At 55.5% G+C, this 19,569-nt stretch carries 19 protein-coding genes and 1 pseudogene; 5 read left to right on the top strand and 15 right to left on the bottom strand.

The window, feature by feature from the left end; all coding sequences use genetic code 11:
- Positions 1-6: 6 nt before the first annotated feature.
- The gene (locus A4S02_RS09800; protein WP_019089514.1) at positions 7-1,104 is read right to left on the bottom strand and encodes a class I SAM-dependent methyltransferase; all 1,098 of its coding nucleotides are present in this window, start codon (positions 1,102-1,104) and stop codon (positions 7-9) included.
- A gap of 107 nt (positions 1,105-1,211) precedes the next feature.
- On the opposite strand from A4S02_RS09800, the gene A4S02_RS09805 reads away from it, so the two are divergent.
- The 4 genes from A4S02_RS09805 (at position 1,212) to A4S02_RS09820 (ending at position 6,354) form a co-directional block, all read left to right on the top strand.
- Entirely contained in the window at positions 1,212-2,288 is a 1,077-nt protein-coding gene (locus A4S02_RS09805) for a glycosyltransferase family 61 protein (protein WP_070323651.1), read from the top strand.
- A gap of 106 nt (positions 2,289-2,394) precedes the next feature.
- Complete coding sequence (locus A4S02_RS09810; protein ID WP_070323652.1) at positions 2,395-2,856, top strand: (2Fe-2S)-binding protein; 462 nt, start codon at positions 2,395-2,397, stop codon at positions 2,854-2,856.
- Positions 2,853-5,045: a xanthine dehydrogenase family protein molybdopterin-binding subunit gene (locus A4S02_RS09815; protein ID WP_070323653.1), complete on the top strand. Its 2,193-nt coding sequence runs from the start codon at positions 2,853-2,855 to the stop codon at positions 5,043-5,045. Before A4S02_RS09810 ends, A4S02_RS09815 begins: the two co-directional genes overlap by 4 nt.
- 4 nt (positions 5,046-5,049) lie before the next feature.
- The gene (locus tag A4S02_RS09820) at positions 5,050-6,354 is read left to right on the top strand and encodes a cytochrome c (protein ID WP_070323654.1); all 1,305 of its coding nucleotides are present in this window, start codon (positions 5,050-5,052) and stop codon (positions 6,352-6,354) included.
- A gap of 114 nt (positions 6,355-6,468) precedes the next feature.
- Here the strand turns inward: A4S02_RS09820 and aldA are convergent, their stop codons facing one another.
- The 12 genes and pseudogenes from aldA to A4S02_RS09880 form a co-directional block, all read right to left on the bottom strand.
- Positions 6,469-7,917 (bottom strand): aldehyde dehydrogenase, encoded by a 1,449-nt coding sequence (aldA, locus tag A4S02_RS09825; RefSeq protein WP_070323655.1) that lies wholly within the window; start codon positions 7,915-7,917, stop codon positions 6,469-6,471.
- A 105-nt stretch (positions 7,918-8,022) separates the two neighbouring features.
- The gene (locus tag A4S02_RS09830) at positions 8,023-8,889 is read right to left on the bottom strand and encodes a LysR family transcriptional regulator (protein ID WP_070323656.1); all 867 of its coding nucleotides are present in this window, start codon (positions 8,887-8,889) and stop codon (positions 8,023-8,025) included.
- Between the two features lie 6 nt (positions 8,890-8,895).
- On the bottom strand, positions 8,896-9,792 hold the full coding sequence (locus tag A4S02_RS09835; protein ID WP_070323657.1) for an aldo/keto reductase: 897 nt from the start codon (positions 9,790-9,792) through the stop codon (positions 8,896-8,898).
- 84 nt (positions 9,793-9,876) lie between these two features.
- Positions 9,877-10,629 (bottom strand): hypothetical protein, encoded by a 753-nt coding sequence (locus A4S02_RS09840; RefSeq protein WP_070323658.1) that lies wholly within the window; start codon positions 10,627-10,629, stop codon positions 9,877-9,879.
- A 128-nt stretch (positions 10,630-10,757) separates the two neighbouring features.
- Positions 10,758-11,348, bottom strand: a complete 591-nt coding sequence (locus tag A4S02_RS09845; RefSeq protein ID WP_070323659.1) for a thioredoxin domain-containing protein — start codon at positions 11,346-11,348, stop codon at positions 10,758-10,760.
- 48 nt (positions 11,349-11,396) lie between these two features.
- The gene (locus A4S02_RS09850) at positions 11,397-12,776 is read right to left on the bottom strand and encodes an outer membrane beta-barrel protein (protein WP_208858879.1); all 1,380 of its coding nucleotides are present in this window, start codon (positions 12,774-12,776) and stop codon (positions 11,397-11,399) included.
- A gap of 109 nt (positions 12,777-12,885) precedes the next feature.
- Positions 12,886-13,395: a c-type cytochrome gene (locus tag A4S02_RS09855; protein ID WP_070323661.1), complete on the bottom strand. Its 510-nt coding sequence runs from the start codon at positions 13,393-13,395 to the stop codon at positions 12,886-12,888.
- Between the two features lie 2 nt (positions 13,396-13,397).
- Complete coding sequence (mauA, locus tag A4S02_RS09860) at positions 13,398-13,985, bottom strand: methylamine dehydrogenase (amicyanin) small subunit (RefSeq protein ID WP_070323662.1); 588 nt, start codon at positions 13,983-13,985, stop codon at positions 13,398-13,400.
- Complete coding sequence (locus A4S02_RS09865) at positions 13,972-14,514, bottom strand: redoxin family protein (RefSeq protein ID WP_228142358.1); 543 nt, start codon at positions 14,512-14,514, stop codon at positions 13,972-13,974. The genes mauA and A4S02_RS09865 overlap by 14 nt, the downstream gene beginning before the upstream one ends.
- A 59-nt stretch (positions 14,515-14,573) precedes the next feature.
- A complete protein-coding gene (locus tag A4S02_RS09870) occupies positions 14,574-15,116 on the bottom strand; it encodes a MauE/DoxX family redox-associated membrane protein (protein WP_003625999.1) in 543 nt (180 codons plus the stop codon).
- Positions 15,113-16,317 (bottom strand): annotated as a pseudogene (locus A4S02_RS09875) (amine dehydrogenase large subunit). Before A4S02_RS09875 ends, A4S02_RS09870 begins: the two are co-directional and overlap by 4 nt.
- Positions 16,318-16,469: 152 nt before the next feature.
- On the bottom strand, positions 16,470-17,381 hold the full coding sequence (locus tag A4S02_RS09880) for a LysR family transcriptional regulator (protein ID WP_019089501.1): 912 nt from the start codon (positions 17,379-17,381) through the stop codon (positions 16,470-16,472).
- 62 nt (positions 17,382-17,443) lie between these two features.
- Here A4S02_RS09880 and A4S02_RS09885 point away from each other — a divergent pair, with 62 nt between their 5' ends.
- On the top strand, positions 17,444-17,980 hold the full coding sequence (locus A4S02_RS09885) for a PACE efflux transporter (RefSeq protein WP_082246811.1): 537 nt from the start codon (positions 17,444-17,446) through the stop codon (positions 17,978-17,980).
- Between the two features lie 73 nt (positions 17,981-18,053).
- Here A4S02_RS09885 and A4S02_RS16175 read toward each other — a convergent pair whose 3' ends face one another.
- Both A4S02_RS16175 and A4S02_RS09895 read right to left on the bottom strand, forming a co-directional pair.
- On the bottom strand, positions 18,054-18,746 hold the full coding sequence (locus tag A4S02_RS16175; protein ID WP_228142359.1) for a hypothetical protein: 693 nt from the start codon (positions 18,744-18,746) through the stop codon (positions 18,054-18,056).
- Between the two features lie 18 nt (positions 18,747-18,764).
- A protein-coding gene (locus tag A4S02_RS09895; protein ID WP_082779839.1) for an IS5 family transposase occupies positions 18,765-19,561 on the bottom strand; the annotation gives its coding sequence in 2 pieces (ribosomal slippage) (positions 18,765-19,222 and positions 19,222-19,561; 798 coding nt in all).
- Positions 19,562-19,569 lie beyond the last annotated feature (8 nt).

Raw genomic sequence — 19,569 nt, forward strand, 5'->3', positions numbered from 1 at the left:
CGGCCCTTATTTGCGCCGCAGGCCAACCACCTTACGCAGCGGGGCTGTCAGCTTCCATGATGAGGAAGCCCGCATGATCTCCACATCTTGGCGGGCCTGTTGCACTTCCTGCGCCAGATGCTCTTCGCGCAGGCTGCCATAAAACTGCGGGCCCTGCTTTTTAACCGCCTCCAGCGTAGAGCCAGCGCAAATTACCTTTTTGGCTTCGGGGTTCAGTTCTGTGCAGAAAGGCTGCTGCATCATGTCCGGGATAGAGGAGGACAAAAAGTCATCCACCCGCATGTTGCCAAACTGGGCCTTGGCATCATCTGGCAGGCCGTTTTTCCAGTCTTCCATCATCCAGCGCAGGGCATGCACGGGGTGGAAGTGGTCTTCCACAATGCAATACTGAATATCACACCATTTTTCAAAAAGGCTGATATTGCCTTCCGGCGTGGCGTTAAAATAGTGTGATGGATACCCGTGCACGGGCTGCAAAAACGGATAATCTATACGCACAATGCCGCCGGGTTTGAGCACACGGCAGATTTCCGCCGCAACCTCCCACGGGCGCTTGGTGTGTTCCAGCGTGGCAGCACACAGCACAAAATCAAACTGGGCATCGGCAAACGGCAGGTTTTCCCCCACACACACCACATCGGTGCTCAGGGCGGGAAACACATCTACATTCACCATTTGCTCGGTTACGGTATCACGCAGCCCGGCCCCTACATCCAGAAACATCCAATCCGGGTGTTGCTTTTGCAGGCCCGCAATATAGCCGCCGTAATTATGGGCCGAAATGGGCGGAAAAGGCGGAATATGGAACTCCTGCCTTATGGCATCTGTCATGTAATTGGCGGGCTGGCCGTAGGTGCGCGGTGTAACGGGATTTTGGCGGAAGGCAATACGTTCCAGCTTGCGTTCACGCATGGCGGCTACCAAATCCTGATTGGCAGCCTGCATACGCCCTTCGTGCTGGCCATGCTGGGCATAATGCTGGGGGGCAGAAAGCCCGCATGCGGCCACATCCGGGTTGGCCTGCCAGTAGGCCAGATCATCCGCCGGGGTTTTAAAAACTGGTGTTCTGATAACAGGCACTTCGTTATAGGAACCGTCTTGCATCCACTCTACCTTGCATACTGTGCGTGCCAAAGTTCCGCCCTATTGCCTGAACCCAAGCCCCACCCCTATACTTGGCACACCCTTGCCAAACGCTAAAGCCCCCTGCCATGTCTGTACCTCTTTCTACTTTTCCGTGCGTATTTCAGGCTTCTGGAGGCCGGGGGCTGATTGAAGCCTCATGCCGCAAGGCCGGAAACTTTGCCTTTGGCGGCACCCTGCCCGATGGCACACACAGCCTGCTGACAGACTGGCACACAGATACACCGTCCATATACCGCTACAGCTTTGGCCCCGGAGTGTTTGACCCCGCCCTGGCCCTGTTTGCGTGGGAAGGCCACCCCCTGCATGATACGGTTTATACCCAAGGCCTTAATGCACTGGCTCGCTGGCACGCAGCCCCGGCCAGCACCCCCATAGAACAGCACAATTGCACCGCTTGGGCAGGGTTTGACCACTGGAACACCAATTACTACCACTGGGTGGCGCACACGGTTCCGGCACTTTATTATTTTCTAAAATATGCAGGGCAGAACGATGTGTTTTTGCTGCCCCCCCTTACCCCGTGGCAGGAACAGTTTGTAACCCTTGCCGGGCTGGCGCCTGAACGGCGGCTGATCACCCATCCGGGCACGCGCTATGCTTTTTCCCGCGTGGTGTATACAGATTTTGTGCGCGGCAAAACGGATTTTACGGCATCAGAAACATCTCTTGCAGCTTATGCTGCGTTGCGTCAGGCCGCCAGCACCACGCCCAAACGCGGGCGCTACCTGTTTTTGGAACGCGGCGAGGCCACAAACCGCCGCATGCCTAACGAGGCCGAATTGGCCGAGGCCCTGACAACGCTGGGCTTTGCCCGCGTGCGCCCAGAACGCCTGCCCGTAGCCCAACAGATAGACCTGTTTGCACAGGCCGATATGGTGGTGGGCTTTTTGGGCGCGGGCCTTGCCAATGTGGCATGGTGCCAACCCGGCACACTGGTGTACGAACTGGTGCCCAGCCATCACCTCAATCCATGTTTTCTGGCCATGTGTATTCAGGGTGGTTTGCAGTATTGGGCAGACAAGGTGGAAACCGGCGTTGCGCATGAAGACCACTACACACCCGCAAGCTTGCCCCTACCTGTGGGCGAGATTGTCAGCCACGCGCAAGTCCTGCTGCATTTCCGGCAAAAGCAGGTTGGGTGAAAATCCACGTCTGTATTCTTACATATATATTCAAGAGGATTCCGTTTCGCTCCCGCTCCAAAAGTGTTAGGCTGGTATCTCCCCCGCCAGCTACAGGAGCCCTCCTATGCCAACCCTTGTGATAAACGGCCAACCGCACAGCGTGGACGTTGATGCCGACACGCCGTTGCTATGGGTGTTGCGCGATATTCTGGGCTTAAATGCCGCCAAGTTTGGCTGTGGCATTGCCCAGTGTGGGGCCTGCACTGTGTATGTAGATGGCAAGGCCGTGCGTGCGTGCAACCTGCCCGTTGGGCTGGTGGGAGAGCGCGCCATTACCACCCCAGAGGGGCTGGATATGGCCGACCCGATTGTGCAGGCTATCAAATCTGCGTGGGTGGAACTGGATGTGGTGCAGTGCGGATACTGCCAGCCGGGGCAGGTTATGACTGCCGTGGCCCTGCTACGCACCACCCCCAACCCCACGGATGAACAGATAGACAGCGCCATGTCTGGCAATATGTGCCGTTGTGGCACGTATATGCGTATTCGCGCAGCCATTCACCAGGCAGCGGGAGAACTGGCATGAGCACACATTCCCCTTCATCCGCCGCGCGGTTAAAAACTGGCCGCAGGCGCGTACTGCAAGCGGGCGGCGCATTGTTGCTGGCAACACTGTGGCCCACGCCACGCGGGCGGGCGGCGCAGGCCACGCAGGCAGGCACCGGCGTGCTGGTGGAAGATGTTGCCGCCCCTTTTGCACCCAATGCCTTTATCCGTATTGCCGCAGACAATACCATTACCCTCATTTTACCAAACATTGAGATGGGGCAAGGTATTTACACATCCTCTGTGATGCTAATAGCAGAAGAACTGGGGGTAGACCCGTTTGCCGTGCAGATAGAGGCCGCGCCCCCCGGTGGCGGGGCAGAAATTACCGGCGGTTCCACCTCTATCATGACAGAATGGTTGCCGTTGCGCCAGGCCGGTGCGGCAGCACGCACCATGCTGGTGCAGGCCGCGGCCACACACTGGGGCGTTGCACCAAAAAGCTGCACAACCGCTACCGGCGCCGTGATACACCGGCCCTCTAACCGCACTCTGCCATTTGGTGATGTCGCCGCAGATGCCGCCAAACTGCCCGTGCCCAAAAACCCCAAACTGAAAGATGCCGCCAGTTACAAGCTGATTGGCAACAAGCACCATCGACTGGATAGCCAGATCAAAGTGGATGGCACAGCCCGCTTTGGCATGGATGTGCAGGTGCCGGGCATGAAAATTGGCACCGTGGCCGCCTGCCCCGTGCAGGGTGGCACTCTGCGCGGCATGAACCGCAACGCCGCCTTGGCCGTAAACGGTGTGCACGCTGTACTGGTAACAGACAATAAAGATACCGTATGCGTGGTGGCAGACCATTACTGGGCCGCGCGCAAGGGCCTGAAAGCCCTGCATATTCAGTGGGATTTTGGAAAAAATGCCGACATTACCACCCAGACCATTTATGATGATCTGCACGCAGGGCTAAACGGCCCGGCCATAGTAGCCAACGCCAAGGCAGATGCGCCAGGTGTGATTGGCAAATCTGGCACCACTTACACAGCCACCTATCAGCAGCCCTTGCTGGCCCATTCCCCTATGGAGCCCATAAACTGCACCGCCCATGTGCGGCCAGATGGGTGTGATATATGGGCTGGCACGCAGGTGGCCGAGCGTGCGCGAGATACCGCAGCCGAAATAACCGGCCTGCCCGCCAGCAAAATTACAGTGCACAGCCAGTATATTGGCGGCGGTTTTGGCCGCAGGCTGGAGCATGAATACGTGACCCAGTGCGTGCAGTTTGCAAAACAGGTGCCCTACCCGCTGAAAATTATCTGGAGCCGGGAAGAAGACATCACAAAGGACAGGTATCGCCCGGCCTATGTCGATCAACTCACCGCCGCGCTGGATGACAAAGGATATATCACCGCGCTGCAACATCGCATTGTCGGCCCCGCCGTGGTGGCGCGGTGGGACCCACCAGAACTGACAAAGGATGGGTATGATGATGATCTCTCCCTTGCCACGGTGGTTACACCCTACACCTACCCCGCCTATCGGCTGGAATTTGCCCGGCGTGAGGCCCCCGGCATCACCACCGCATGGTGGCGTGGCGTAGGTGGCACGCGCGGCCTGTTTGTGGTGGAAGGGTTTATAGATGAACTGGCCGCCCGCGCGGGGGCAGACCCTGTGGCCTATCGGTGCGCTATGGTGCAGCACAACCCGCGCGCGCTGGCTGTGCTGGAACGCGTGGCGGAATATGCAGGCTGGGGCACACCGATGCCCAAGGGCCGGGCGCGTGGTGTGGCCTTGCAGTTTGCGTTTGGATCCTACATGGCCAGCATTGCAGAAATTGAAATGCCCAGCCCGGATGAGGTTATCATCCACTGCGTAACTGCTGCGGTAGATTGCGGGCAGGTGATTAACCCGGACCAAGTGATTGCGCAAATAGAGGGCGGGCTAATTTTTGGCTTTTCCGCCGCCCTGTATAACGAGATCACATTGGAAAACGGGCGCGTGCAGCAGCAGAACTTCAACACATGGCGCGTGATGCGCATGAACGAGGCCCCGCGCCGCATTGATGTGGTGGTGATGCCCAGCAATGAAGACCCCGGCGGCATTGGTGAAGTTGGCACCGCTGCCGCCGCCCCCCTGCTGGCCAACGCCATGGCAGCGGCACAAAAGCGGCGTTACCGCAGCCTGCCCCTGCTTTCTGCCCGCAACACGGAAGGGAAAGAGTAAGACCATGACACATGATTTTTCTTTCCTACCCGCAAAACGTGTGTCCTTTTCTGGCAAAGGCACATTGGCGGCCCTGCTGCTGGCAACCTTATGCCTACCCACCCACGTGGCCCATGCCAACGCTGCCGAGGAAGGTACACCCGGCAGCACGCCGGTGGAACGCGGGCAGTACCTCACCCGTGCATCGGATTGTGAGGTCTGCCACACAGCCCCCGGCGGCATGCCCTATGCTGGCGGGCGAGCGTTTAAGTTACCGGGCATGGGAGTGGTGTATTCCACCAACATTACGGCAGATAAGCAGCACGGCGTAGGTGCCTGGAGCGATGCGGAGTTTGTTGCCGCCGTAAAGCAGGGTGTTTCCCCCGGTGGCAAGCACCTTTACCCCGCCATGCCCTACCCTGCTTATTCGCGCCTGAGTGATCAGGATGTGCGGGACATTCGGACCTATATGGCCACACTGCCTACATCTGCCACCACCCCGCCAGAAAACAAACTGCGTTTTCCTTTTTCCATACGCAGTTTGATGATTTTCTGGAACATCGTAAACGGCCCGGCCTCTGCCTACCCGGATGACACCACAAAATCCGCCCAATGGAACCGCGGCCGCTGGTTAGTGGAAGGTGCAGGCCATTGTGCAGATTGCCACAGCCCGCGCACACTCACTTTTGGGCTTTCCACCAGCAAGGCGTTTGGCGGCAATATGCTCAATGGCTGGCGCATCTATAACATTTCGTCCGACCGCAAAACCGGTATTGGCGGCTGGACAGATGCCGAACTGGCGCAATACCTTTCCACCGGCCATGCAGATGGCCACGGCACGGCATCTGGTGATATGGCGGACGTTATTGGCCACAGCCTGCGCTACCTTACCCCTGCGGATATTCAGGCTATGGTGACGTATCTGCGCAGCACAAAACCTGTGAACACACCGCAGGATTCCGTAACCTTCCGCAATACAGCCAGCGGAGATGCCAACCTGCCGCAAAATAGCAGGGGCGCGCGGCTTTATGCCTCGGCCTGTGCGGGCTGCCATCTGCCAGATGGCACAGGGCGGCAAAGCAGCTTTGCCAGCATTGCGGGTGGGCGCTCATTGGGTGCGGATAATGGCCGTAACCTGATACAGGTTTTGGTAAATGGCAGTGGCCTGCAAACCACAACAGGCGTGCAGATTATGCCGCACTTTACAGGGGGTGGTTTAAGCAACCGTGATCTTGCAGATATTACCACGTTTGTGATGACACACTTTACCACAGCCCAACCGCATGATCTGGAAAAACAGATTGAGCAGATTATAAAAGATCAGGAGTAAGTCTTTCCTGAAAACACAAAAAAACCGTGCCGGGTGCGTTTTGCTCCGGCACGGTTTTTTGTATCCGCTACGCCACGCCACACAGTTTAAGTGGGTCGTGGCAGAGTTTGGATATTAGGCGTTTAGATAAATGGTTTTGGTGCGCACATAGGCTTCTAACCCGTGCTGGCCGTCCTCACCCCCCAATCCGCTTTCACGATACCCGTGGTGGAAGCCCTGCGGTTCTTCCCCTGAGCCACGGTTGACGTAAATTTCCCCAAAATCCAGCTCCCGGCTCATACGCAGGATACGGGAAAGATCATTGGTGAACAGATAGGCGGAAAGCCCATAGCGGCTATCATTGGCGCGGGCCAGAGCCTCATCAAAGTCCTTCACCTTGATAAGGGAGAGCACGGGGCCAAACACCTCGTCCTGCACAATGTCCATATCCGGGGTAATGTCTGTCAGCAATGTGGGGGCGTAGAATGTGCCTTTATCAAAGGCGCCACCCGTAAGGCGTTTGCCACCCAGTTCCAGCTTTGCGCCCTGCGATACGGCTTTTTGCACAATGCCATCCACTTTTTCCAGTTCGGTTTCGTTCACCTTGGGGCCCATATCGGTGGCATCATCCATCGGGTCCCCCACCTTCAGGCTGGCGATACGATCCTTTAAAGCTATGGCAAAGCGATCATACACATCTTCATGCACATAGGTGCGTTCGTTGGCTGTGCACACCTGTCCGGCATTGAAGAACCGTGCCGTAACGGCGGCTTCTACCGCTGCGGGAATATCTGCATCTTCCATGACAATAAAAGGTGCTTTACCGCCTAGCTCCAGCCGCACTTCCTTAAGATGCTCGGCTGCGGCTGCCATAATCTTTTTACCTGCGGGGGTAGAGCCTGTCATGGTAATGAGTGGGGTATCTTTATGCGCCACCAGCGGCACGCCCACACCTTGGCCGCTGCCCGTAACCACATTGACCACACCTGCGGGAATACCGGCTTCCTGCACCAGTTCAGCCAGCGCCAGGCCAGAAAGCGGTGTGCCATCAGCAGGTTTAAGAACAATGGTGTTACCCGCAGCCAGTGCCGGAGCAATTTTACGCGCGCACAAAGCCAGCGGGAAGTTCCACGCGGCAATGGCCCCTACCACACCATGCGGCACGCGGTCGATCAGGATTTTTTCACCCTCACGTTCACCGGGTATAATTTCCCCCTGAAGCCTGCGGGCATTTTCTGCCGCAAAACGCAGTAGACCAGCCGCAAAATCTACCTCGGCACGGGCTTCCTTAATGGGTTTGCCCATTTCCGAGGTGATAATGGTGGCCAGACGTTCCTTATCCCGCTCTACAAGGTTTTTAAACGCGTAAAGATAATCGGCCCGCTGGCTGGCGGGTTTGCTGCTCCACCCCTTAAAGGCAGCTTTTGCGGCGGCCACGGCTTTTTCTACATCCTGCGGGTTGCCTTCTGCGGCTTGGCCAACTTCTTCCCCCGTAGCGGGGCTGTTGATGGGTGTATAAGTGCCGGATGTGGGTTTGACCCATTCATTATTGATGAACAGATCCTGCTGTTTGACATCAGCCATGAGATGTTCTCCTTTTTTCTGAAATTCTGCTTGCAGTATGACGCACGTATGTGTTCATTAAAAGTAATGATATATCAGTAAACAATTTACAAAAAGTGAACGGTTTTAGTCTGTCTCGGATGGGCAAATAGTGTTGATAAACCTGCGCAGCAAAGGTTTTGCGCCATTGCGCCGCCATACGCAGTAAACCGGGGCTGGGCGTAGCCCCTGCACAGCAAGAACGCGCACATCAACCGGTTCTTTTTGTGCAAAAATAGTTTTGGGAAAACAGGAAATACCAATACCATCGTGCACACAGGCCCGAATGACATCGTAAGATTCCACTGTCTGAATAGCACGGGGGACAAAGCCCTGCTCTGCCATCCAGCGTTCAAAGGCGCTGCGGTAAAAGCAATCTGTATGGAACAAAAGCACCGTGGTGCTAGGCCAATGAATATCCTGCAAACTGCAGATATTTAGTGGGGCCACCAGTACCAGTTCTTCTGTAAAAACAAAGCGGCTTTCAAGAAGCGGATGTACAATGGGGCCATCTGTTATGGCCAGATCCAGTTCCTGATCATCCAGCATATGTTCCAACGTATAGCTGGCACGGCGTAGCAGGCGTATTTCTACATCCGGGTGGGCGGCCATAAAGGCAGGCATATATTGAGGCAAAAAATGTGCCAAGGCCACATCCAGCGCCCCTATACGCAAAATACCACGCGGTACATCGGGCTGAAAAAAGCTTGCAAGGTTATGGGCTTTTTCCACAACATCTCGTGCCTCATGGTAAAAGAGGCGGCCTTCTGGTGTGGGTATAAGCCGCCCTTTTTCCCTCGCAAACAGATCCTGCCCCAAAAGCTGTTCCAGCTCCTTCAGGCGCGCCGTAATGTTGGATGCTACGCAGTGCATGCGGCGCGAGGCCGCAACCACCGAGCCCTCCTCCATCACGGCGCAGAAAATCTGCAACTGCGCCAGACGGAGTGCTTCCATAGTCAATCAGAACTCTTCGTATGTTGCGGGGTCCTGCCCGTGGCTGCGGCCATCTGGGCGGGCAAGGGTTGCCATGTCCTTCATGTCCTGCTCTGTCAGGGAGAAATCAAAGATATCCATATTGGAAATCTGATGCTCCTTGCTGGCAGCTTTAGGAATAGGCACGCACCCAAGCTGATGGTGCCAGCGCAGGATAACCTGCACAGAGGACTTGTTGAGCCGCTGGGCAATTTTTTGAATCAGTGGGTCTTGCAGCAGCTTGTTTGCGCGGCCAAGCGGGCTCCATGACTGCGTAAGAATGTTCAGCTTTTTGTGCACCGCCCGCATCTCATCCTGCGGGAAGTAAGGCGAAAGCTCAATCTGGTTTATAGATGGCAGAACGCCTGTTTCTTTCTGCAATTTTTCCAGATGTTCGGGCAGGAAGTTACACACGGCAATAGAACGTACATAGCCACGTTTCTTGGCTTCAATCAGCGCCTGCCATGCTTCTACATACTTGCCAACCTTGGGGTTGGGCCAATGGATGTAATACAGATCGTAATAATCTAACTGCGCGCGGTAGAGGGATTCCTCAATCGTTGTCAGCGCTTCGTTGTATTCATGGTGGCGGCCCGGCAATTTGGAGGCAATGCGCAGATCCTCCCGCTTTTTGCCGCTTTTGCGCACGGCATGGCCTACGGCACCTTCGTTTTCATAATTAAAGGCGCTATCCAGCGCGTGATACCCTACATCCAATGCGCTGACCATTGCTTCCATGCCAGCTATACCGTTCAGCTTGTACGTCCCAAAGGTAATAACGGGAAAAGTAAGACCATCGTGCAGTGTGATATCGGGGATACCCAAAACGTGCTCTCCTGAATCTGACGTTAAACGGTAACATGCTGGTTTTGCGTGCAAAACCATGCCACATGCTATCCCCAACGCCTACCCGAAGGAGAAGTTGCACTGGGCTGTGCTCATGCCTGCCTTGCAGAAGGTGAACACTGTCTAGGGCAAGGGTGGCAAGCCCAAAAGGTTTTCCCTTAGAGCACGAAAGATTTTTTCATAAACCATTAGATCTTCAGTTTCCGGTAATGTCAGATTCAACAAGATATAGGGCATATCCGGGCGCGTGGTATTCTGCCCCGCAAGCGGCAGCCCTATAAGTGTGGCTTGTGGCGTGTTGTCCTTGGTATCCGGCGCGGAATCTTCTGCCTGTAGGCCAAAAATTTGCGCCTGATCTTTGGCTGGGGGTGCAGGCTGTTCTGTGCTTTGGGCCGGTGCTGCAACAAGCATATCTTTGTCTTCCACAAGTAATCCGCTTTCCAGCAGAATATCTATCAAACACCGTGCGCCTGTTTGTGTATGCGCATGCTTTTTGTGCACCGAAACATCAAGAATATGTGCCGATAAATCCTTTTCGCTCATCCCATGCTTCACATGCTCTGTGGCGATAAATTCCATTATGGCAGAATTGCTGGAAACAGCCTTACGCCAGCATGCCTGTGCATCAGCCCCAAAAGCGTATTCCAGCGCATGCCCCAACTTTTGGCCTAAAGGCGTAACCGTTTTTTCTGCCCCACCCGCAATAATGCCGATATCCATTAGGAATTTATTGTTTCTGCTAATAGCAGCAGATCCCATCTTGGTCAGGCGTGCAAGTATATCCAAGGTAGGGTTATCGGGCACATGGCTGTACGCGATAATAATCTTCTCCAAGCCTTCAAGAGAGATTTTGGGGAGATGAAAGGAGTCGGTCATGGTGGCACTCCTGCTCTTTTCCAGAACTTAATTTAAATCTGGCAAGTTATGAGCAGGAGAGTCAATAAAAAACTATTACGATTATTTATAATATGATTGCTAAATATTTTATAAATACACATCCAACATCACGCGCGGTTGCGGCGCGTGTGCTGCATGTAGGTTTGCACCGTGCTGAACCCGCTTTCCCACGCGTTCAGCAGGCTTTCTAGATGCTCACGGTTGTTCACCAACCCACGGGCAATAAGCGTACCCTGCTGATCGAACAAAAACGCAGCAGGCAGTTTATCTACCTGCAAGGCACGGCCCAGTGCCGGATCATTAATAAACGCAGCAGCAGGTGTGTTGGTTTGCTGGGCAAAGTGCTGCTGAATGGTTGGGGCATCATCCCCCGCCAGCACCAGTTCCAGATTTTCACGCCCGCAGAAGTTGCGTGCAATAGGAATAACCTTGCGAGAGATCGGGCATGTTGCAGAAACAAACAGCACCAGCCGCGGCTTGGCGCCGCCTGCCAGCGCCAACACGCCAGCCGCCAGTGTGTGAAAAGGCTGCGGTGGGCAGGCATCTCCGGGTTGCGGACCGCGTGAGCTGGTAAGTGCGCCCACTGGAGCAATTTCCTGAAACAAGCGGCGGATACGGCGCAGCATCAGGCCCATAACAATGCAGGCGGCAAGCAGCACAACAGTAAGGGCAGCATTGGCGTATATCAGGTTCTGCACGGGCTGATCCTTTGTGTTGTGCCGGTGATGGGTGAGCGTAACGGGTTTTTAAAATGCCCAGATGGCATCACAACTAAACCAGAACATGTTGTTCATGCCGTTATTGGCATAGTTCACGTTTGGATCATCCGTAGGGGAAACACGGTTAAAGGGCTTTGTGCCGTTAAGGGATTTATCAAGCCGCAGTTCCGGGCGGATGGAAAAAGACCCTTTGGGCAGTTTAAGAAAACCGGGGCGATACGTAACACCCACCGTGAGTTCCCCATACGTGGTGCCGGGTGCGTAATCATACGGATAGTTCTGGCCACGCAGTTCGTTCACGTAAGACATAGGGGATGTGTTGTTGCCCACCACGCCACCATTGTTATCTCGGAAGATTTCACCACGCGCGTTAAACGTCAGTTCATCGCTGAAATCATGCGCGAAATAGGCCGTTACACCGTACACATCATCCCGCAGATAATCATCATGGAAGTAGGTGGCGTTCAGGGTGACGGTGGTTTTATCGTTAATTTTGTAGGAGGCCAGAAGGTCTCCGATATATTCCATATCGTGGTTGGCTTCTCGCCCAATGGCATAGATGCTCTGCTGCGGGCCAAAATAGCCAATAGCGGCAACATCCAGCTTGCCACCGGCAAGTTCTGTAAACTGCAAACCAAAGTAACCTTTGGGCCGGGTATTGTTTTTGGCATGGCCAAAGGTGGTGGAGTTACCGGCGTTAACACCCATAACAAGGGCCATGTGGTCTGTCATATGCCATGTGGCCAGAACACCCACGGTTTCAAACGGCACAATAAAATCGGATGAATAGTTGTAGGAATAAAAAGGCCGTTCCAGCGCATCTGTGCCTTCAAAACCCTGAATGCCATATTGCTGGCCAATTTGCAGGTCAATCCCGCCTTTTGTCAGCCATGGCAGGTGGGCATCAATATGCGCCTGTGTGGGTGTCCACTGGTACATGCCTGTCAGGTTGCCATCACCCATACCAATGGTGGGGTTAAAGCGAGCATCGGAACCGTACAGAACCTCAAACACAAAACCCAGACCGTAGCCATCGCCCAGTTCTGTTACCGGGTGGGAGAGCGTGCCGGTAATCTGATTAAGTGTGGCCGTATTGGCCCTATCTACGTAAGACTGCGCCCAGTTGCGGCCTGTTTTGGTCCATGGGTTGCCGTTTACGCCTGCTTCTACCACAATATGGCCTTCAACATCATCAAACCATGAGTGATTGGAAGGGCTTTTCAAATTCATCTCATCCTGCTGGACCTGCTTTTTTTCTGCTGCTGTTTCTTCCACCGCCAAAGGGCGCTCGGCATCATCGGGGGTGGTTTTTTCCTGCGCAAATGCAGGCAATGCTACCAGTTGCAGGGCAAAACACATACCGGCGGACAAACGGTGGCGCAAACGCATGCTCCCTGATACTCCCATTATCCACAAACAACCGCGGCTGGGGGCGGGTTTGCTTCTGTTTTACAATATTGTGGCACCTAAGCCGTGATCTAGCCGAGAGCAGCCCTGTAGAACAGGGCTTGCCGTGTTACTTTACTGTTGCAGCCGCGCCATTGTTGCCGCGATGACACGCCGCCAAAGACCGCTCCAGCACATGGGCACGGTTGGCCATAAAATCTGGCATAGAAAGCGGATGCTGGCGCCATTCATGCACTTCTGCCGCTGTATAGGGCTTAAAGCCCGGCGGCGTGCTTTTGCCGCCCAGATCAATCAGCACAAAGTTCATGACATCTGCCAACTGCTGATCATCCCGAATGAGGGACATGGAAACACCGGGCACCTGCACCAGGTATTTCCGCCCTTCATCCGTGCAGGCAAAGCTGCCTACGCTATCACGCAGCATAGGCACAAAGGTTGGGCCGGATACGCCTGCAATACCGTGGCACCCCCCGCAGTGCGAAAGATAGGCAACCTGCGTGGGGTTTAAACTTGTGGCCCCCGGCACGGCATCTGCCGCGTGTGCCACCCCGCCTGCCCCAACCAGTGTTGCACACGCTGCAACAGCAGGTATGGCAAGGCGGTAAACAGCACGCAACATAATCAGGAAGCTTTCCCGATCACCGCGGCTGTGGAGCAGTTGTACATTTCAGATGTGCCCGTGCCAAAGCACCAGATAATGTCGTTATTGGCCATGGGGCGGTAGGACGGCTGATCTCCATCCGTGTTCAGGCAGGTAACTTCGTTACAGGAATCCTGACCACAGCAATCACGATACGCAATCATGTAGGAGTTGCCATCCTGCGGGTTGTAGCAGCTACCAATCCAAGATGTGGGAGAAGGCGCCGTACCCGGCGGGCAGCTATGTACGCCACCACCACAGGTAGAGCACAAATTGCCGTCAATAGCGCAATAACGCCAGTAATCGCACGCATTGGCATCTTTAGCCTGCGCCTTGGAGCCAAATGGCGTTGTGGCCTTGGCCACAGCCATGGCTGCGGAGGAAGAAGCCGCATTGGCGCGGCTTACCGGCAACAGCGGAAACAGCGGCACGGCAGCGGCCACGCCGCCCAGCTTTGCCACCACGCCACGGCGGGAGGTTTTGCCCGCAAAACGGCGGAGCAGAGATTCGGTCAGCCGGTCAAACAGGGTGCCCTGTTCTGCGGAGTTCTTGTTTTCAGACGGCAGCATGAGACATTGCTCCTGTATCGGTCAGACCCTGCGGGGGTGTGGCGGTAACGTTGCCAAGCAGCCCTTCGATCTGACGCCGGGTATTCACGAGGTCTTTGGCCAGAATGGTGCCGCGTTCATCAAGCAGCACCATGACTGGCATACGGTTAATTTGCAGCACAAGGGCCAGCTCCACGCCGGTTATCAGGGGAATACCCTGCATTTCCGGGCGGGCAGCCACCATGCTTTTCAGTTCAGGTTCGGGGCCATCGCCCACAAAAATAAGGTCCAGCCCACGCTCGGCAGCCACCTGCCGTGCAATGGGGATAACGCGCTTACACACCGGGCATTCCGCCGCCACAAACAGCAAAAGCTGCTTGGCACCTGCGGGCAGGGTATCCCCCACCACAAAAGGCTGGCCCTGTAGCGTATGCAAAACCAGACGCGGCACAATCTGCCCCACATCCAGCCCCGGCTTGGCTTCCTGATTTCCTAGTGGTGCAAGGCGTTCGTGCAGCACACCAATCTGGCGGGCCAAGGCCACCAGCATAACGGCAAGCCCAAGGGCCAGAACCGTTAGCAGCCCCTGTCAGATGTACAGAAACAGCATCATGCTTCCTGCCCTCCGCCAGATCCGGGCACGCGTTCTGGCGGCAGGGCCACCAGTGCCAGCCACACCAGATACAGCGCCACACCCGCCATAACGCCCTGCCCCCATACAAAGGCAGAAACGCCAGATGCAAAGCATGGGGCCAGTGCCAGCGGCACGCACAGCACGGTGCGGGCGACCAGCTTCCATGAAAGGGTTTCAGACACCAAACCGGGTGTGCACCCGCAAGACAGGCTGGTGCGCCCACGGGCTACGTTAATGCCCATGGCAAGCGCAAACACCACCAGCATGGCCGCAGCAGCCAAACCGCCAAACCCGGCGGCAAAGCCGGAAAACAGCGCCAGACCAGCCAGAACCTCTGCCCCGGCCAAGCCCCATGCCACACCTTCGTATGACCATGAAGGCAAAAGCCGGTAAGAGGCCAGCGTGCCTAAAAACGCATCATGCCCACGCAGTTTGGAAACACCAGCCACCAAAAACATGGTGCCAATGCCACCTGCGCACAGGGCTGCCAGCGGGGCTGTTTCAGCCAGCAGGCTCATCCTTCACCCGGCGCAACCGTAAAGATAAGGGATGTGCCAAGGGCTTTCATGGTGCGCAGGGGCTTGCCCGTTAGCGCATCGGAAACAAAGAAATCACCGTTATCTTCATTGACGGTGAACATCAGCGGATGTTCATCCTGCGTTACACCCACAAGGTTGCTGGCCACTTTAAGCGGATAGCGGCGGATACGCTTGTGGGTTTGCGTATCATACACCCACACTTCCGTGCCGTTATCTTTATGTGTCCAGAACGTGCCTTTGTGCATCAGCACGTACATCTGATGGGATGCCTTGTGCAGGGCTGCAATCTGCCAGCCACCGGGCCGCCATGTCACTTCAAACGGCTTGGAGGAATCGGGCGCGGCTTTCAGCCCCGCACCTTCCTGCAAGGACCACGGTTTTTCCACCGTGCTGTTTCCCCCATTTTTGTGGGGTAAACCATGCCGCTGTAGCTGATAAAGTAAGCCGTGCCATCTGCCGCAACAGTGGGGCTTTGTTCAAAAATGCCGTCCTTATCGGGTTCAAAGAACGGTGCGGTGTGCGTCATGCCCACTTTGCCGTCTGCCCCAAGGTTAACATTGGCCAGCGTGCCATCTGCACATAGGGAGGAGAAGCCGGAATTGCCCCACGGATACACCAGTGCGCAACCGGGAATTTCTACCGTCTGCGTGACCTTATGGGCGGCGTTGTCCACCACTTCCACTGCGTTGCTGGGGCTCATCTGATACACGTAGGAACGTGAACCATCGGCATTCAGCGCGAAGTCATTCTTTTTAGGAGTGACCAGCGCACGGGCGGGCAGTTTTTCATCGGATGTGAGCTTGAGCGTGCTGGCATCATATTCGGCCAGCAGATCGTTCCGTGCGCCACGGTTGCCACGCTCCCATGTGGTTTCTGCCACATAAATGCGCTTGGCATCGGGCGTAAGCGCCATGTTGGCGTTATAAGCGGCCTGCACCATGCCCAGGAGTTTGCCTTTATCGGCATCCACTACGTAAACGCGGCCATCCTTATTGTGGGTGTAAACCGCATCTTCCACCAAAATGGTGTGGGGGGAATAAGCTGGCAGGGTAATAACGTCACTCTGCTCGGTCTGTAATACGGGTTCCGCTGCCTGAGCGGCGGTTCCTCCCATGGTCAGAATGGCTGCACTGCCCAGAAGAGCGCGCAGCAGGGAGGGACGGACTTTTTGAAGAGACATGCGAACTGTTTCTCTCGATACCGGAATGTTTCGGTATCATAGCGTTTCTCATTTCGTCTGCAAGACAAAACATACGCTTTAAAGCGCCACTGTTGTTTTGTTACAACGGCTCTATTTTATTAAATATCAACCCATTACAATTCATCGCGTGTTTATGAACTGCTCTTCGGTCCTCTATATAAAACAGACTCCGAGGCACATAGGCGTTGCCGTAACCAGCGCGCAGCCGCGCCCTGCGGGCGTTTGTGATGCCACACTACAGCCAGTGGCACGGGCCTATCTCCGGCATCAAACGCCAAGGGGGGCGTAACAATATCTGGCGCTGCGGGAGAGGCCGCCAGAATATGATCTGAAATAAATGACCAGCCGATATTGTGCTTCACCAGCTCCAGAATCACCCAGTGGCTTTCCACCCACCAGACCTCGCCCGCTACGCGCAGATGTTGGCGTTCGCGCTCCTGCCCACGGGCCGCCACCATGATCTGCCGATACCGTTTAAGATCTTCCCACGCTATAGGGCCGCATGATGCCAGCGGGTGGTTGCGGCCACATACCAGTTTAAGCGGCACCCGCCCGATGGTGCGGAATGCCAGATCTGGCGGCATACGTGTTTGCTGCCACATCACCCCCAGATGCGCGGCCCCTTCCTGCACAAGCTGGCCGACATCCTCCATTAGCGGAAAAAGAATTTCCATTTCCACATAAGGGAAGTGCTCAGCAAATTCGGCAAAAACCGGGCCAAGAGCGTATTCTGGATACAGCTCATCTATAGCCACAACCAGCCGGTTTTCGACCTGATTTTCTAAAGATCGGGCTACGCCTATCAGATGTTCGCGCCGGTCTAGCACCACGCGGGCCTCACGCAGCAGGCGTTCACCTTCTGGTGTCAATACAGGCGTGCGCCCGGTGCGTAGGAACAATTCCAGCCCCAGATCCACTTCCAGATTGGCCACATGCGTGCTGATAGCAGATTGCGCGCGCCCTAAACGGCGGGCTGCTGCGGAAAATGAGCCAGCATCTGCCGTGGCAACAAAGGCTTCAAGCTGTTCGAGCGAGACATTCATCCATCTATTTTCCTGATGGTTCTTATCTTTCCTTTAGTCGGGATGACGATAGATTGCGCCGCATGTCAACGCAAACATTCAGTTCCCTTCAGGCCGCCTCGGCCTCCTCTGCCATGGCAGATCATCATGCCGCACAAAATGCTCCGGCTGTGGGCACGCGCGGCACGTCAGACCGTGTGCGCCACGTGTTGCTGTTTGAGCTTATCGCGCTGGCCATTGTTATCCCCACGGGCAGCACGCTGTTTGGGCTGCACGAATCCTCCATGGGGATGATTGGCATTGGCAGCGCCATAACAGCCACAATATGGAACTACCTCTATAACGTGGTGTTTGACCGCGTAATGGCGCGGCTTTATGCCACCACCCACAAAACGGTGGGCGTGCGCATTGTGCATACACTGCTGTTTGAAGCCGGGTTACAGGTTGTGCTGCTGCCTGCCATTGCATGGTACCTGCACGAAAGCGTGCTGAAGGCGTTTTCGCTCAGCATGTCCATTGCCGTGTTTTATCTGGTGTACGCTTTTGTGTTCAACATGGCGTATGACCGGATCTTCCCCGTTCCGGCAGATCACCCGGCAACGGGCAAGGCCAACGGGTAAGCTGGCCAAAAATACCCCCCTATCCTGCGTGGCAGAGATAGGGGGCAAGAATGACACAGAATTGCTGATATTTTTACGGCTGATGTGCTGCTGCCAGCCGATCTTTTCTGACATACACGAACCGATCATCCGGCATCTGCGTATAGTCTTTTTCTAGAACCTGTAAAAAACAGGGCATAAACTGTTCTGCCGGATACGCACCCCAAACAACCCAGTGATCATAATAAATAACTGGGGGTTCATCCTTTGGCAGATCTACGCAAATATCGCGCGTATATCCATGCCACGGATGGGCTGCATAATCGGCCTCCCACGGCAGATAGGCGTGATATTTCTTCATGGAAAGGCGGTTGGCGTAAATATAAACATCGGGATTATACGGCAAAACAAGAATACGCTCATCCGGTGCTGCATATTTCCGAATAAGCGTTGCAAAGCCCACGGTAGGGTTTTCCCTAAAGCGGTGCCAGCCTGCCGCATGCCTTTGCGCCGCCGTTTGCCCAAATGGGGATGAAACAGCATGGCGCGCCCCAATAGCCGTTAACGCCACACAGGCAACAGCTACAAAAACCATCACTTTAGGCTTGGATGCCAACACACGCACAAGCAGCAACGCCCCAAGGCCCAAAGCTGCCATCAGAAACGAGCCGTTCTGAAAGCCAACACTACCACGTGCCTGCAAGCTGAGTATTCCCAGCAGGACACATAGCGCCGTCACCCTATGCCGCCCGTATAATAGCAGCAACGCATCCTCCACAACCAACATGCAAACAGCTAGGGCCTGTTAGGGCTTGATCCAGTCTGCTGCGGCAGCGATGTGGATGACCGCGAGGAACGACGTTGCTGTTTTTTCATATCTGGTTGCGACAGCGCGCCACTCCTTGAGGCGAGCCCAGAGGTTCTCAACGAGATGCCGACACCGATAGGCCCATTTGGGGCAGGCGACCGGGCCATCGCGTCGTTTCGCGGGAATGGCTGGCCGTGCTCCCATGTCCCATATTCGTTCACGCATGGCGTTCGACGCGTAGCCCTTGTCCGCTACTACCCACAGGGGAGTGGCGGGAAGGCTGTCGAGCATGGCTGGTGCCAGAGGCAGTTCATGAGCCTGTCCAGGGGCCAGCGCAAAACCGAAGGCTTTTCCATGTCCATCAGCGATCACGCAGACTTTTGTGCCATAGCCGCCGCGAGAGCGGCCAAGTGCTTCACGATGGTCTCGCTCTTCGAAAGAGGCCCCTTTTTTTGGGCTCCCGCCGCTTTGTGGTGAGCCCTGATGTTCGTGCCATCCAGAAAAGTCATTCCGAATGCCACTCCCTGTTGTTCCTGAACCAGTGCGAGCAGCCGCTCCCATACGCCGAGCTTCGCCCAGCGGATGAAAAGCTGCGCAGCCCGCCACCACGGACCCAGTTCAGCGGGGATACTCCGCCATTTCGCGCCATTCTCATGACGCCAGAAAATCGCTGCTATCGTCCGCCGCAGATCATGTGGCGGCGTCTTGCCCCTCGGGCGAACCTCCTCAATCAGAGGTTCCCAGATCGCCCATGTCTCGTCCGTAAAGGTGCCTGTTCTGTCTCCTTCTTCCATCCCTACAA

This window comes from Acetobacter ascendens, from assembly GCF_001766235.1.
Lineage (GTDB): Bacteria > Pseudomonadota > Alphaproteobacteria > Acetobacterales > Acetobacteraceae > Acetobacter > Acetobacter ascendens.

Bases quoted from the DNA above. Each gene is read 5' to 3' on its own strand.
- A4S02_RS09865 (WP_228142358.1), bottom strand. From the start codon at position 14,514: ATGCTGGTGGCCTTGGCCCGCCAGATTGGTGTGCTGCACGAACGCCTT.
- A4S02_RS09855 (WP_070323661.1), bottom strand. From the start codon at position 13,395: ATGTTGCGTGCTGTTTACCGCCTTGCCATACCTGCTGTTGCAGCGTGT.
- A4S02_RS09805 (WP_070323651.1), top strand. From the start codon at position 1,212: ATGTCTGTACCTCTTTCTACTTTTCCGTGCGTATTTCAGGCTTCTGGA.
- A4S02_RS09885 (WP_082246811.1), top strand. From the start codon at position 17,444: ATGTCAACGCAAACATTCAGTTCCCTTCAGGCCGCCTCGGCCTCCTCT.
- A4S02_RS09840 (WP_070323658.1), bottom strand. From the start codon at position 10,629: ATGACCGACTCCTTTCATCTCCCCAAAATCTCTCTTGAAGGCTTGGAG.
- A4S02_RS09800 (WP_019089514.1), bottom strand. From the start codon at position 1,104: ATGCAAGACGGTTCCTATAACGAAGTGCCTGTTATCAGAACACCAGTT.
- aldA (WP_070323655.1), bottom strand. From the start codon at position 7,917: ATGGCTGATGTCAAACAGCAGGATCTGTTCATCAATAATGAATGGGTC.
- A4S02_RS09820 (WP_070323654.1), top strand. From the start codon at position 5,050: ATGACACATGATTTTTCTTTCCTACCCGCAAAACGTGTGTCCTTTTCT.
- mauA (WP_070323662.1), bottom strand. From the start codon at position 13,985: ATGCTGCCGTCTGAAAACAAGAACTCCGCAGAACAGGGCACCCTGTTT.
- A4S02_RS09835 (WP_070323657.1), bottom strand. From the start codon at position 9,792: ATGGTTTTGCACGCAAAACCAGCATGTTACCGTTTAACGTCAGATTCA.
- A4S02_RS09830 (WP_070323656.1), bottom strand. From the start codon at position 8,889: ATGGAAGCACTCCGTCTGGCGCAGTTGCAGATTTTCTGCGCCGTGATG.
- A4S02_RS09880 (WP_019089501.1), bottom strand. From the start codon at position 17,381: ATGAATGTCTCGCTCGAACAGCTTGAAGCCTTTGTTGCCACGGCAGAT.
- A4S02_RS16175 (WP_228142359.1), bottom strand. From the start codon at position 18,746: ATGTTGGTTGTGGAGGATGCGTTGCTGCTATTATACGGGCGGCATAGG.
- A4S02_RS09870 (WP_003625999.1), bottom strand. From the start codon at position 15,116: ATGAGCCTGCTGGCTGAAACAGCCCCGCTGGCAGCCCTGTGCGCAGGT.
- A4S02_RS09810 (WP_070323652.1), top strand. From the start codon at position 2,395: ATGCCAACCCTTGTGATAAACGGCCAACCGCACAGCGTGGACGTTGAT.
- A4S02_RS09815 (WP_070323653.1), top strand. From the start codon at position 2,853: ATGAGCACACATTCCCCTTCATCCGCCGCGCGGTTAAAAACTGGCCGC.
- A4S02_RS09850 (WP_208858879.1), bottom strand. From the start codon at position 12,776: ATGGGAGTATCAGGGAGCATGCGTTTGCGCCACCGTTTGTCCGCCGGT.